This is a genomic window from Rugamonas sp. DEMB1, assembly GCF_029834475.1.
Classification (GTDB): Bacteria; Pseudomonadota; Gammaproteobacteria; order Burkholderiales; family Burkholderiaceae_D; genus Rugamonas; species Rugamonas rubra.
The window spans coordinates 1,470,147-1,483,303 of record NZ_CP122407.1 but is presented as its reverse complement, the minus strand read 5'-3'; the positions used below and the strand labels follow the sequence as shown (position 1 = coordinate 1,483,303).

Annotated in this window: 10 protein-coding genes and 2 pseudogenes; 10 read left to right on the top strand and 2 right to left on the bottom strand. The window is 66.5% G+C overall.

The features are described 5' to 3' along the window. Positions 1-78 precede the first annotated feature (78 nt). Positions 79-1,312, bottom strand: a pseudogene (locus QC826_RS06860) (pyridoxal phosphate-dependent aminotransferase). Between the two features lie 253 nt (positions 1,313-1,565). On the opposite strand from QC826_RS06860, the gene QC826_RS06855 reads away from it, so the two are divergent. The 10 genes and pseudogenes from QC826_RS06855 to QC826_RS06810 all read left to right on the top strand — a co-directional run bounded on the left by QC826_RS06855 (position 1,566) and on the right by QC826_RS06810 (position 12,335). Then, the gene (locus QC826_RS06855) at positions 1,566-1,958 is read left to right on the top strand and encodes an Mth938-like domain-containing protein (protein ID WP_279764940.1); all 393 of its coding nucleotides are present in this window, start codon (positions 1,566-1,568) and stop codon (positions 1,956-1,958) included. Continuing rightward, complete coding sequence (locus QC826_RS06850; RefSeq protein ID WP_279764939.1) at positions 1,955-3,613, top strand: glycosyltransferase family 39 protein; 1,659 nt, start codon at positions 1,955-1,957, stop codon at positions 3,611-3,613. Before QC826_RS06855 ends, QC826_RS06850 begins: the two co-directional genes overlap by 4 nt. A gap of 168 nt (positions 3,614-3,781) precedes the next feature. Further along, positions 3,782-4,153, top strand: a complete 372-nt coding sequence (locus QC826_RS06845; RefSeq protein ID WP_279764938.1) for a DMT family transporter — start codon at positions 3,782-3,784, stop codon at positions 4,151-4,153. Positions 4,154-4,291: 138 nt separating this feature from the next. Further along, positions 4,292-5,431, top strand: coding sequence for a DegT/DnrJ/EryC1/StrS family aminotransferase (locus tag QC826_RS06840; protein ID WP_279764937.1), 1,140 nt, complete (start codon positions 4,292-4,294; stop codon positions 5,429-5,431). A 9-nt stretch (positions 5,432-5,440) separates the two neighbouring features. After that, the gene (locus tag QC826_RS06835; protein WP_279764936.1) at positions 5,441-6,430 is read left to right on the top strand and encodes a glycosyltransferase; all 990 of its coding nucleotides are present in this window, start codon (positions 5,441-5,443) and stop codon (positions 6,428-6,430) included. Then, positions 6,427-7,413, top strand: a complete 987-nt coding sequence (locus tag QC826_RS06830; RefSeq protein ID WP_093387908.1) for a formyltransferase — start codon at positions 6,427-6,429, stop codon at positions 7,411-7,413. Before QC826_RS06835 ends, QC826_RS06830 begins: the two co-directional genes overlap by 4 nt. 20 nt (positions 7,414-7,433) lie before the next feature. Then, complete coding sequence (locus tag QC826_RS06825; RefSeq protein WP_093387906.1) at positions 7,434-8,486, top strand: bifunctional UDP-4-keto-pentose/UDP-xylose synthase; 1,053 nt, start codon at positions 7,434-7,436, stop codon at positions 8,484-8,486. A 4-nt stretch (positions 8,487-8,490) separates the two neighbouring features. Next, a complete protein-coding gene (locus QC826_RS06820; RefSeq protein ID WP_279764934.1) occupies positions 8,491-9,504 on the top strand; it encodes a polysaccharide deacetylase family protein in 1,014 nt (337 codons plus the stop codon). 173 nt (positions 9,505-9,677) lie between these two features. Beyond that, positions 9,678-10,157 (top strand): peroxiredoxin, encoded by a 480-nt coding sequence (locus QC826_RS06815; protein ID WP_279764933.1) that lies wholly within the window; start codon positions 9,678-9,680, stop codon positions 10,155-10,157. Positions 10,158-10,429: 272 nt separating this feature from the next. Beyond that, positions 10,430-12,335 (top strand): annotated as a pseudogene (locus QC826_RS06810) (PhoH family protein). Between the two features lie 153 nt (positions 12,336-12,488). Here the strand turns inward: QC826_RS06810 and QC826_RS06805 are convergent. Beyond that, a complete protein-coding gene (locus tag QC826_RS06805; protein ID WP_279764932.1) occupies positions 12,489-13,127 on the bottom strand; it encodes a TetR/AcrR family transcriptional regulator in 639 nt (212 codons plus the stop codon). Positions 13,128-13,157 lie beyond the last annotated feature (30 nt).

The window sequence follows — 13,157 nt, the reverse complement described above, 5'->3', positions numbered from 1 at the left end:
TTCATTTGTCGTGACTCGGCGGATGGCGCGCCTCGTGCGCGCGCCGTCCGCCCGGTTGATCGGGGGTGAGGCAGCCTCCTAGTAGCCCAGGCTATGGCGCTTGCGATAGCCTTCGAGGAAGCGGGCAATCCGCCCGAAGGCTTCTGTCATGTCGTCCGAGTTCGGCAGGAAGACGACGCGGAAGTGGTCCGGCGCGATCCAGTTGAATCCGGTGCCCTGGACGATCAGAACTTTTGCTTCTTCCAGCAGCTCGTAGGCGAACTGCTGGTCATCGACGATCGGGTAGATCTTCGGATCGAGGCGCGGGAACATGTACAGCGCGGCCTTCGGCTTGACACAGGTGATGCCGGGGATGTCGGTCAGCAGCTTGTGCGCCAGGTCGCGTTGCTTGAGTAGGCGCCCGCCCGGCTTGACCAAGTCTTGTATGCTTTGGTAGCCGCCGAGCGCAGTCTGGATGGCAAACTGGCCCGGCACGTTGGCGCACAGACGCATCGAGGCCAGCATGTTGAAGCCCTCGATGTAGTCTTTCGCGTGTTTCTTCTCGCCCGAGACGACCATCCAGCCGGAGCGGTAGCCGCAGGAGCGGTAGTTCTTCGACAGGCCGTTCATGGTGATGCACAGCACGTCGTCGGCCAGCGAGGCGATCGAGGTGTGCTGCGCCTCGTCGTACAAGACCTTGTCGTAGATCTCGTCGGCGAAGATGATCAACTGGTGCTGGCGCGCCACCTCGATGATCTGCTGCAGCACCTCGACCGGGTACAGCGCGCCGGTCGGGTTGTTCGGGTTGATCACCACGATGGCCTTGGTGTTCGCGGTGATCTTGCTGCGGATGTCCTCGAGGTCCGGATACCAGTCGGACTGCTCGTCGCAGATGTAGTGCTTGGGCGTGCCGCCCGACAGGCTGACGGCGGCCGTCCACAGCGGGTAGTCGGGCGCCGGCACCAAGACCTCGTCGCCGGTGTTGAGCAGCGCGTTCATGGCCATCACGATCAGCTCGGAGGCGCCGTTGCCGAGGTAGATGTCGTCGATGCCGACGCCGGCCACGTTCTTGCTCTGGGTGTAGTGCATCACCGCCTTGCGCGGCGCGAACAAGCTCCTTCGAGTCGGTGTAGCCGGCCGAGTTGTGCAAGTTCAGGATCATGTCCTGCACGATCTCGTCCGGCGGGTCGAAGCCGAACACGGCCAAGTTGCCGATGTTCAACTTCGTGATCTTGTGGCCCTCGTCCTCCATCTGCTTGGATTTCTCCAACACCGGACCCCGGATGTCGTAGCAGACATCCGCCAATTTGTTCGATTTCTGAATCGGTCGCAAAATAAATCCCTGTCGTGGTGAAGCAAACGCGTGGCCGCGCCGCGTCGCGCCGCGCCGGAGCGGCGACGGACGGTGGCCAATGCTGCAATGCGAAAAGACCCATTCTGCCGAAAGCATCCCATTTAATCAACCTTTGCGGGCGGCGCGAACGGGAAAAACGCTACAATGGCGCTTCTTTTTGCCGCCCCGGCCACGCCGGGGGCGCCGTAAGCGGTCACGACACCATCGCGCAACAACATTGCAAACACGACAAATGAAGCTCCACGCCAGCTCCACCAGACAATACCAGACCGTCACCGGCTACGATCAAAGCGGGGTCGAAATCAACGCCCAGCGCTACGACCACAGCCTGGTGGTGATGCCGGAAAGCCCGCCGCGCGCCTGGCACGCGGCCACCTTCGAGGCGCTCAGCGAGCAGCATTTCGCCGCCATCCTGGCCGACGCGCCGGACGTGGTGATCCTCGGCACCGGCGCGCGCCAGCGCTTCATCCACCCCAGGCTGACCGCCGCGCTGACCATGCGCCGCATCGGCGTCGAGTGCATGGACAGCCAGGCCGCCTGCCGCACCTACAACATCCTGATGGGCGAGGGCCGCAAGGTCACCTTGGCGCTGATCATCGACCCGGCGGAGCAGTCCGCCGGATGAACGACCTGTACAACTCCCGCAAACTGGTCTGGTCGCTGCTGGCGGCCTTCGTCATCGTCTGGCTCTACGTGCTCGGCGTGCGCACCCTGGTGCCGCCCGACGAGGGCCGCTACGCCGAGATGGCGCGCGAAATGCTCGCCACCGGCGACTGGGTCACCACCCGCCTGAACGGCATCAAATACTTCGAGAAGCCGCCGCTGCAGGCGTGGATGAACGCGCTGTCCTTCGCCGCCTTCGGCCTGGGCGACTGGCAGGCGCGCCTGTGGACCGGCCTGTGCGGCCTGGGCGGCGTGCTGCTCACCGGCTACGCCGGGCACAAGGTGTTCGGCCCGCGCGCCGGCTTCTACGCCGCGCTGGCGCTCGGCTCGAGCCTGTTCTGGGTCGCCTGCGGCCAGATCGACTCGCTCGACATGGGCCTGTCCGGCATGACCACCATCGCCCTGTGCGCCCTGCTGCTGGCCCAGCGCGACGACGCCGGCGCGGCCGAGCGGCGCAACTGGATGCTGGTGTGCTGGGCCGGCATGGCGCTGGCGGTGCTGGCCAAGGGCCTGATCGGCCTGGTGCTGCCGGGCGCCGTGCTGGTGCTCTACACCCTGGCGGCGCGCGACTGGGCCATCTGGGCCCGCCTGCACCTGGTCAAGGGCCTGCTGCTGTTCTTCGCCGTCGCCACGCCGTGGTTCGTGCTGGTGGCGCTGAAGAACCCGGAGCAGCCGCACTTCTTCTTCGTCCACGAGCACTTCGAGCGCTTCCTGCTCAAGACCCACCACCGCGAGGGCGCCTGGTACTACTTCTTCGTCATGCTGATCCCCGGCATCCTGCCGTGGCTGGGCGTGCTGCCGCAGAGCCTGTTCGCCGCGCTGCGCCGCGAGCGCAGCACCTTCCAACCCAAGCTGATGCTGCTGGTGTGGGCGGTGTTCATCTTCTTCTTCTTCAGCTACTCCAGCTCCAAGCTGCCCGGCTACATCCTGCCGGTGTTCCCGGCGCTGGCCCTGCTGGTCGCCGTCTACCTGGAGAACGCCTCGCGCCGCCAGCGCATGCTGGCCGCCGGCCTGCTGGTCGCCGTCGGCCTGGTCGGCCTGGCCTTCGTGCCCGGCATCGCCGGCATGCAGGTGCGCCACCCGTCCGAGACGGCGCTGCTCGAGGCCTACCAGCCCTGGGTGCTGGCCGCCGCGCTGCTGGCCGCCGGCGGCGGCGCGCTGGCGCTGATGCACGCCCGCCACCTGCGCCGCGACGCCACCGTGCTGACCCTGGCGCTGGCCGGCTTCCTGGCCACCCAGGCCATCCTGGCCGGCTTCGAGCCCTACGGCAAGATGCGCGCCGGCGCCGCGCTGGTGCCGGCCATCCAGGCCGAACTGGGCGCCGACACCAAGATCTACTCGGTGTCGACCTACGAACAATCGCTCACCTTCTACCTGCGCCGCACCGTGGTGCTGGTCGACTACTGGGACGAGTTCACCTTCGGCCTGAAACAGCAGCCCGAGCTGTCGATTCCCACCGTCGACGGCTTCGTCGCGCAGTGGAACAAGGCCGCCGGCGCCGGCGTCAAGGCGCTGGCCATCATGGAGCACGACACCTATGCCGAGCTGAAACAGCGCGGCGTGGCCATGCGCGTGGTGGCCGAAGACAGCCGCCGCATGGTGGTCGCCAACCGGTAATCCGGCCCGGCCGCGGCCAAGGCGCAGGCGGCGCCAACACCACCCCGGAGCGTGAATCCAGGGTCAGACTCCCCGCCTTGGCGCTAGGGTCTGACCCTCGTTTTCGCCCCGGGGCTCCAACACCGTTCCCGGCACGCGTGCCGCAACCCCACACCGTCAGAACACCTCATGAACATCGCAACCTTCAGCTTCATCGTCAGCGGCGTGCTGCTCAACGCCTTGGCGCAGCTGCTGCTCAAAGCCGGCACCCGCAACGTCGGCGCCATCCACCTGACCATGGACAACTGGTTCAGCGTCGGCCTGCAGGTGGCCACCCAGCTGCCCATCATCGGCGGCCTGGCCTGCTACGTCGCGTCGGTGGTGCTGTGGATCATCGCCCTGTCGCGCGTCGACGTGTCGATCGCCTACCCGATGCTCTCGCTCGGCTACGTCGTCACCGCCGTCGGCGCCTGGTATTTGTTCGGCGAGGCCCTGAGCTGGCAGCGCCTGCTGGCCATCGGCATCATCCTTGTCGGCGTGGCCCTGCTGGCGCGCAGTTAGGTCATTGTTCTTCAGATAATCTTTACTGACAAGCGATTAACAAATCCGCCCCTCAAATCGATAACGCTTTAAAATATGCGCTGCCCCGGGCGGCCCATGCTGCCGACCGACCCGAATTTACCTGCGAGTGAACACTGTATGAGCGCTGCCCTGCCCTTCCTGCCCTTCTCCAAACCCACCATCGACGAGGCCACCATCGCCGCCGTCGGCGAGGTGCTGCGCTCGGGCTGGCTCACCAGCGGCCCGAAGGTGCAGGCCTTCGAGGCCCAGCTGTCCGAGTACTTCGGCGGCCGGCCGGTGCGCACCTTCAACTCCGGCACCTGCACCATGGAGATCGCGCTGCGCATCGCCGGCGTCGGCCCCGGCGACGAGGTGATCACCACCTCGATCTCCTGGGTCGCCACGGCCAACGTCATCATCGAGGTCGGCGCCACGCCGGTGTTCGCCGACCTCGACCCGGTGACGCGCAACATCGACCTCGACAAGGTCGAGGCCGCCATCACGCCGCGCACCAAGGCGATCATCCCGGTCTTCCTGTCCGGCCTGCCGGTCGACATGGACCGCCTGTACGCCATCGCCAAGAAGCACAATCTGCGCGTGGTCGAGGACGCCGCCCAGGCCTTCGGCTCGAGCTGGAACGGCCGGCGCATCGGCAGCTTCGGCGACTTCGTCTCGTTCAGCTTCCAGGCCAACAAGAACCTGACCACCGGCGAGGGCGGTTGCCTGGTGCTCAACAACGCCGACGAGGCCCGCCTCGCCGAGAAGTACCGCCTGCAGGGCGTCTCGCGCAGCGGCGTCGACGGCATCGACGTCGACGTGCTCGGCGGCAAGTACAACATGACCGACATCACCGCCGCCATCGGCCTGGGCCAGTTCGCCCACATCGAGGCCGTCACCGCCCACCGCCGCGCGCTGGCGCGCCACTACTTCGCCCAGTTCGGCAGCGAGTTCGAGGCGCGGACCGGCGCCCAGCTGCCGCTGGCCGACTTCGACAACAGCAACTGGCACCTGTTCCAGATCATCCTGCCCGACCACGGCCCCGGCACGCGCGCCGCCTTCATGCGCCGCATGGCCGACGAGTTCAACGTCGGCACCGGCTTCCACTACGCGCCGATCCACCTGTTCACCCTGTACCAGGAGCGCGGCTTCACCGAGGGCATGTTGCCGGTGTCCGAGAAGATCGGCCGCCTGACCGTCACCCTGCCGATGTTCTATGCCATGACCAGCGCCGACGTCGAGCGCGCCGCCGCCGCCGTCAAGGCCATCCTGACCAAGTAAAGTTCCGCAATGAAACCAGAAATATCCGTCGTCATCCCGATCTACAACGAGCAGGCCGGCCTGCAGGCCCTGTTCGACCGCCTGTACCCGGCGCTCGACGCCATCGGCAGCAGCTATGAAATCGTCTTCGTCAACGACGGCAGCCGCGACAACTCGGTGTCCATCCTGGCCGAGCAGTTCCGCGCCCGCCCCGACGTCACCCGCGTGGTGCTGTTCAACGGCAACTACGGCCAGCACATGGCGATCCTGGCCGGCTTCGAGGCCTCGCGCGGCGAGATCATGGTCACCCTCGACGCCGACCTGCAGAACCCGCCCGAGGAGATCCACCACCTGGTCGCCAAGATGCGCGAGGGCTACGACTACGTCGGCTCGATCCGCCGCAAGCGGCAGGACTCGGCCTGGCGCACCTACGCCTCGAAGGCCATGAACCACCTGCGCGAGAAGATCACCAACATCAAGATCACCGACCAGGGCAACATGCTGCGCGCCTACGGCCGCAACGTCATCGACCTGGTCAACCAGTGCGGCGAGGTCAACACCTTCGTGCCGGCGCTGGCCTACCGCTTCGCCCGCAAGCCGACCGAGATCATGGTCGAGCACGAGGAGCGCTCGGCCGGCGAGTCGAAATACTCGCTGTACAGCCTGATCCGCCTGAACTTCGACCTGGTCACCGGCTTCTCGCTGGTGCCGCTGCAACTGTTCTCGATGATGGGCATGCTGTTGGCGATCATCTCCGGCGTGCTGGTCTGCGTGCTGCTGGTGCGCCGCCTGTTCCTCGGCGCCGAGGCCGAGGCGCTGTTCACCCTGTTCGCCATCGCCTTCTTCCTGATGGGCGTGATCCTGTTCGGCATCGGCATCCTGGGCGAGTACATCGGCCGCATCTTCCAGCAGGTGCGCGCCCGGCCGCGCTACGTCGTGCAAACCATCCTGCAACAGCCGACGCCGGGCCACGAGCCGCTGGCCGCCGACGCGCTGGAAAAACGCACGGTGGGCCGATGAGCGCCGCCGGCATCACCGTCGCCACTCCGCTGCGCCACCCGGCGCGCGGCCGGCGCGCCGTGGTGTTCGCCTACCACAACGTCGGCGTGCGCTGCCTGAAGGTGCTGCTGGCCGGCGGCGTCGACGTCGCCCTGGTGGTCACCCACGAGGACAGCGCCAACGAGAACATCTGGTTCGAGTCGGTCGTCTCGCTGTGCCGCAGCGAGGGCATCGCCTACACCACGCCGGCCGACGCCAAGTCGGCCGAGCTGCTGGCGCGGGTGCGCGCGGCCCAGCCGGAGCTGATGTTCAGCTTCTACTACCGCCACATGCTGCCGGCCGAGCTGCTGGCGGTGGCGCCGGCCTACAATATGCACGGCTCGCTGCTGCCCGAGTTCCGCGGCCGCGCGCCGGTCAACTGGGCGGTGCTGCACGGCGCCGACGTCACCGGCGCCACCCTGCACGAGATGACCGTCAAGCCCGACGCCGGCGCCATCGTGGCGCAGATGGAGGTGCCCATCCTGCCCGACGACAGCGCCTTCGAGGTGTTCGGCAAGGTCACCGTGGCGGCCGAACAGGCGCTGTGGCGCGTGCTGCCCACGCTGCTGGCCGGCACGGCGCCGCGCCTGCCCAACGACTTGACGCGGGGCGGCTACTTCGGCGGCCGCACCCCCGAGGACGGCCGCATCGACTGGCAGCTGCCGGCCCAGCAGGTCTACAATCTGCACCGCGCCGTGGCGCCGCCCTACCCCGGCGCCTTCACCGATGTGGCCGGCGTGCGCTACGTCATCGAGCGGGCCCGCCTGGGCAAGGACACGTGTGAGCAGATAAGCAACGTTGCCGCGCTAAGTTTGCCACCGGGCTTGGCAGTAGTGGATAATTGCATCTTTGGCGTGTGCGGCGATGGCCGCATGCTCACGATTTCCGCCTTGTCGGCCGACGGCGCCGCCGTCTCGGCCCAGCAGTTGCACTCCCGCCTGGCCGCATCCGCCAGCGGACAATGAACATAACCAGAGAATATCCCATGAAAAAAGTCCTCATCCTCGGCGTCAACGGCTTCATCGGCCACCATCTGTCGAAACGCATCCTGGAAACGACCGATTGGCACGTGTATGGCATGGACATGAGCACCGACCGCATCACCGACGTGCTGGAGAACGAGGCCTACAAGTCGCGCATGCACTTCTTCGAGGGCGACATCACCATCAACAAGGAATGGGTCGAGTACCACGTCAAGAAATGCGACGTGATCCTGCCGCTGGTGGCCATCGCCACGCCGTCGACCTACGTCAAGCAGCCGCTGCGCGTGTTCGAACTGGACTTCGAGGCCAACCTGCCGATCGTCCGCTCGGCCGCCAAGTACGGCAAGCACCTGGTGTTCCCGTCCACCTCGGAAGTCTACGGCATGTGCCACGACGCCGAGTTCGACCCGGAGAACTCCGAACTGGTCTGCGGCCCGATCAACAAGCCGCGCTGGATCTACTCCAACGCCAAACAGCTGATGGACCGCGTGATCTGGGGCTACGGCATGGAAGGCCTGAACTTCACCCTGTTCCGTCCGTTCAACTGGATCGGCGCCGGCCTGGATTCGATCCACACGCCGAAGGAAGGCTCCTCGCGCGTGGTGACCCAGTTCTTCGGCCACATCGTCCGTGGCGAGAACATCTCGCTGGTCGACGGCGGCGCCCAGAAGCGCGCCTTCACCGACATCGACGACGGCATCGACGCGCTGATGGCGATCATCGCCAACAAGGACGGCGCCGCCTCCGGCAAGATCTACAACATCGGCAACCCGGTCAACAACTACTCGATCCGCGAACTGGCCGGCATGATGCTGGAACTGGCGCACCACTACCCCGAGTACGCCGCCGGCGCCAAGCAGGTCAAGATCGTCGAAACCACCTCGGGCGCCTACTACGGCGCCGGCTACCAGGACGTGCAGAACCGCGTGCCGAAGATCACCAACACCTGCGAAGAGCTGAACTGGGCGCCGACCACCAGCATGGCCGACGCGCTGAAGAAGATCTTCGACGCCTACCGCGGCCAGGTGGCACAAGCCCAAGCCTTGATGGATTGATGATTTGACCGACACTCTGCAAGCCGGCACACAGCAGCGGCAGGCGCCGCTGCTGGTGCTGAAAATCGACGTCGACACCTACCGTGGCACCCGCGAGGGCGTGGGCAATCTGGTGCGCACGCTGTCGGCGCACGGCGCCCACGCCACCTTCCTGTTCTCGCTCGGCCCGGACCACACCGGCTGGGCGCTGCGCCGCGCCCTGCGGCCCGGCTTTTTCAGCAAGGTCTCGCGCACCTCGGTGGTCGAGCACTACGGCCTGAAAACGCTGATGTACGGCACCCTGCTGCCGGGACCGGACATCGGCAAGGACTGCGCCGACGAGATGCGCGCGGTGCGCGACGCCGGCTTCGAATGCGGCATCCACACCTGGGACCACGTGCTGTGGCAGGACAACGTCGCCAACAAGGGCGCCGAGTGGACCGTCGCCATGATGCGCAAGGCCGCCGCCCGCTACGCCCAGGTGTTCGGCACGGCGCCGCTCACCCACGGCGCGGCCGGCTGGCAGATGAACGCCGCCGCCTTCGCCGAACACGAGGTTGCCAGTGCCGGCGCCGGCTACGCCTACGCCTCGGACGGCCGCGCCGTGCTGCGCGCGGACGGCCGCCTGGCCGACCCGGCCTTCGGTCCGCACCGGCTGGCCGACGGCGCCCGGGTGCTGTCCTGCGTGCAGCTGCCGACCACCCTGCCGACGCTCGACGAGCTGCTCGGCCGCGAGATCGACGGCACCACCATCACGAGCGGCAACATCGCCGCCTTCCTGTTGAAACTGACCGAGGGCGCCACGCGCGACCACGTGTATACTTTGCACGCCGAACTTGAAGGACAGAAACTTGCCCCCATCTTCGAGCAGTTGTTGGCGGGATGGAAGGCGCAGGGCTACCAGCTGGCCTCGATGGCCGATTTGTACGAGAAAGTGAAAGACCAGGCCATGCCGGTTTGCCCGATCACCTGGGGCGAGCTGCCCGGACGTTCCGGCCAGCTGATCGTGCAGGGCCCGGCATCGAAGACCTTGAGTTAAGGCGCTGCGGCAACGAAGCAGGGTCAGACCCTAGCGCCAAGGCGGGGAGTCTGACCCTAGATTGTCATCCCAGTGGCTGGCAAGAAGGCCGCCCACCCGCCCCGCCAATTGTTCCGCCTGCTTGCGCTGCAGGCTCCCAACAGCGCTGATGTTCACCGTTCAGGAGAGAGCCTGTGGCTGATAGCCAATCCGTAGCACCCGACGCCCCGATCAGCGATTTTTCCGCCGCCATGACCAGCGGCCAGACCTTCACCTTGCGCGGCCGGCCGGCGCGCCACACCGTGCTGTTCTTCTACCCGAAGGACAACACGCCCGGCTGCACCACCGAAAACATGGCCTTCCGCGACCTGCACGAGCAGTTCGCCGCGGCCGGCGCCGAAATATACGGCGTCAGCCGCGACTCGCTGCGCTCGCACGAGAGCTTCAAAGCCAAGCTGGGCCTGCCCTTCGAGCTGATTTCCGACCCGGACGAGGCCGTTTGCCTGCAGTTCGGCGTCATGAAGATGAAGCAGATGTACGGCAAGACCGTGCGCGGCGTCGAGCGCAGCACGTTTGTCATTGACGCCCAGGGCCGATTGGTGAAAGAATGGAGAGGCGTGAAGGTAGCAGGTCACGTCGACGAAGTGCTGGAATTTGTAGCGCGTCAGGACTAATGCGCGTTGCAGCCTTTCCGGAAGAGTTGCCCAACCGCAGCAGAACTTTGAGTGCATCAGCCTGATTTTGAGTCAACACTGTACCTCTCCCTACCCTCCCTGGCGGCCAGCCGGTCGCCACGCGGTACCTTCCCCGGGCCAGACGAGCGCCCGTTGGCAGCCTTATATTCCGTTTTACCTCGCATCCACCCCATCCGGCGACCAGGAGCACGCAAGCGCGTGTGCCTTGCCCATGGGCGGATTCTTCCAGATATTTTTTGATTGAGATCCTGATGCCACTGCCAAAACTACCAAGTAAGCCAGCGACTATACTGCTGGCGAAAGATTACCCAACATCGACAGGGACGCGGCCAGCGTCCTTGGCGGACGTAGCGCCTGCGCCGAAGAAAGCGGCGTCTGTCAAAGCCGCGCCGGCCAAGGCCGCGCCGATCAAGGCCGTGCCGGTCAAAGCCACGCCGACGGCCAAGGCGGTCAAGCCGGCGCCCGTTGTTGCCACCGCGGCCGTCGTCGCAGCCGCCAAGGCGGCGCCGAAGAGCGCCGCCAAGGGCAAGGCCGTCGCCGCCGTGCTGAAGGCCGCCCCGGCGCCTATCGTCGTCGCTGCCGCCCCGGCGCCAGTGGCGGCTGCGGAGCAGGCCAAAGTCAAGGCCAAGGCCGTTCCGGCCGGTCGCGGCAAGCTGACCCCGGTGGTCGCCGAGGCGCCGCATCCAGCCAAGCACAAGCCGGTCGAAGTGCCGTTGAAGTCGTCCACCAGCCGTCATGCCGACCAAACCGGCCAGACCAAGCTGTTCGTGCTCGACACCAACGTGCTGATGCACGACCCCTCGTCGCTGTTCCGCTTCGAGGAGCACGACGTCTACCTGCCGATGATGACCCTGGAGGAGTTGGACAACCACAAGAAGGGCATGACCGAGGTGGCGCGCAACGCCCGCCAAGTCTCGCGCACGCTCGACGGCCTGGTCTCCAACACCGACGACGACGCCATCGAAAAAGGCATCCCGCTGTCCAAGCTGGGCAACAAGGACGCCAAGGGCCGCCTGTTCTTCCAGACCCGCCTGCAAAGCGCCGACCTGCCGGTCGGCCTGCCGGTCGGCAAGGCGGACAACCAGATCCTGGCCGTGGTGCGCTCGCTCGAATCCGAGCAGGCGGGCCGTCCGGTGGTGCTGGTGTCGAAGGACATCAACATGCGCATCAAGGCGCGCGCCCTGGGCCTGCCGGCCGAGGACTACTTCAACGACCACGTGCTGGAAGACACCGACCTGCTGTACTCGGGCATCGTGCAGCTGCCGGACGACTTCTGGAACAAGCACGGCAAGGACATGGAGTCCTGGCAGGAGAACAAGAACGGCCAGAGCGCCACCTTCTACCGCGTCACCGGCCCGTTCGTGCCGTCGATGCTGGTCAACCAGTTCATCTTCCTCGAACCGAAAAACGGCGAAACGCCGTTCTACGGCCAGGTCAAGCAGATCAACGGCAAGACCGCCGTGCTGCAAACCCTGCGCGACTTCAGCCACAACAAGAACAATGTGTGGGGCGTGACGGCGCGCAACCGCGAGCAGAACTTCGCCTTGAACCTGTTGATGAATCCGGAATGCGACTTCGTCACCCTGCTCGGCCAGGCCGGCACCGGCAAGACCCTGCTGGCCCTGGCGGCCGGTCTGGCGCAGGTGCTGGAAACCAAGCTCTACAACGAAATCATCGTCACCCGCGTCACCGTGCCGGTCGGCGAGGACATCGGTTTCCTGCCGGGCACCGAGGAAGAGAAGATGTCGCCGTGGATGGGCGCCTTCGACGACAACCTCGAAGTGCTCAACAAGTCGGACTCCGACGGCGGCGAGTGGGGTCGGGCGGCGACGCAGGCACCTGATCCGTTCGCGCATCAAGATCAAGTCGCTCAACTTCATGCGCGGCCGCACCTTTGTGAACAAGTTCCTGATCATCGACGAGGCGCAGAACTTGACGCCGAAGCAGGTCAAGACCCTGGTCACGCGGGCCGGTCCGGGCACCAAGATCCTTTGCCTGGGCAACATCGCGCAGATCGACACGCCTTACCTGACCGAAGGTTCGAGCGGACTGACCTACGTGGTCGACCGCTTCAAGGGCTGGGCGCACAGCGGCCACGTCACCCTGGCGCGCGGCGAACGTTCGCGCCTGGCGGACCACGCCAGCGAAGTGTTGTAAGACAGTAGCAGGCAGACGCCGGCCCCGTGCCGGCGACGCCCAGAAAGCCCCGCGCGCAGCGATGCACGCGGGGCTTTTTTTACGTCGCCCCACCCCGGGACATCGAAGCCGGGGTCTGACCCCGCACGGGGTCAGACCCCTTGGTTTGCGGGCTTAGGCCAGCAGCCCGCGCAGGAACAGCAGGATCAGGCGGCCGGACGGGTCGGGCCGGCCGGCCACCCTTTGCAGCGCCAGGCCGTGGGCCAGCGCCATGAAGCCGGCCGCCAGCTCGTCGGGCGCGGCCGGCGGCGTGCGGCCCAGCTGGCGGAACAGCGCGGCGATCACGCCGCCCAGCGCGGCGCGGTGGCGGTCCCACACCTGCTGGTACTCGGCGGCGAAGGCCGGGCTGCGGCTGGCGTGCAGCTGCAGCTCGATCGACAGCATGGACCAGTCGGCGTCGTGGTTCAGCGTGGCGGCCCAGGCCTCCAGCCCGGCCAGCAGCTGCTCGGGGCTGCGCCCGTCGGCGCCGGTCAGGCCGGCCAACTGGAGCGCCTCGGCCTCCATGTGGCGGCGCAGCAGCTCCAGCAGCACCGCCTCCTTGCCGGCGAAGTTGGAATAGAAGGCGCCCTGCGAAAAGCCGGCCTGCTCGGCGATGTCGCGCAGCGAGGTGCCGCCGTAGCCGTTGGCGACGAACAGCTGGCGCGCCGTCTCGATCAGGCGCTCGCGGGTGCGCGCCTGGCTTTGCTCGCGGCTCAGGCGCGGCGCGGTGGACGGGGTGGTCGGTACGGACGGGGTGGAGGTGCTTGGTTTCATGGGGCGTAAACATCTCACACGCACCCTGGA

Excerpts from the sequence above, each read along its gene's own strand:
- QC826_RS06850 (WP_279764939.1), top strand. The coding sequence starts at position 1,955 with ATGAACGACCTGTACAACTCCCGCAAACTGGTCTGGTCGCTGCTGGCG.
- QC826_RS06830 (WP_093387908.1), top strand. The coding sequence starts at position 6,427 with ATGAGCGCCGCCGGCATCACCGTCGCCACTCCGCTGCGCCACCCGGCG.
- QC826_RS06840 (WP_279764937.1), top strand. The coding sequence starts at position 4,292 with ATGAGCGCTGCCCTGCCCTTCCTGCCCTTCTCCAAACCCACCATCGAC.
- QC826_RS06835 (WP_279764936.1), top strand. The coding sequence starts at position 5,441 with ATGAAACCAGAAATATCCGTCGTCATCCCGATCTACAACGAGCAGGCC.
- QC826_RS06855 (WP_279764940.1), top strand. The coding sequence starts at position 1,566 with ATGAAGCTCCACGCCAGCTCCACCAGACAATACCAGACCGTCACCGGC.
- QC826_RS06805 (WP_279764932.1), bottom strand. The coding sequence starts at position 13,127 with ATGAAACCAAGCACCTCCACCCCGTCCGTACCGACCACCCCGTCCACC.
- QC826_RS06845 (WP_279764938.1), top strand. The coding sequence starts at position 3,782 with ATGAACATCGCAACCTTCAGCTTCATCGTCAGCGGCGTGCTGCTCAAC.
- QC826_RS06825 (WP_093387906.1), top strand. The coding sequence starts at position 7,434 with ATGAAAAAAGTCCTCATCCTCGGCGTCAACGGCTTCATCGGCCACCAT.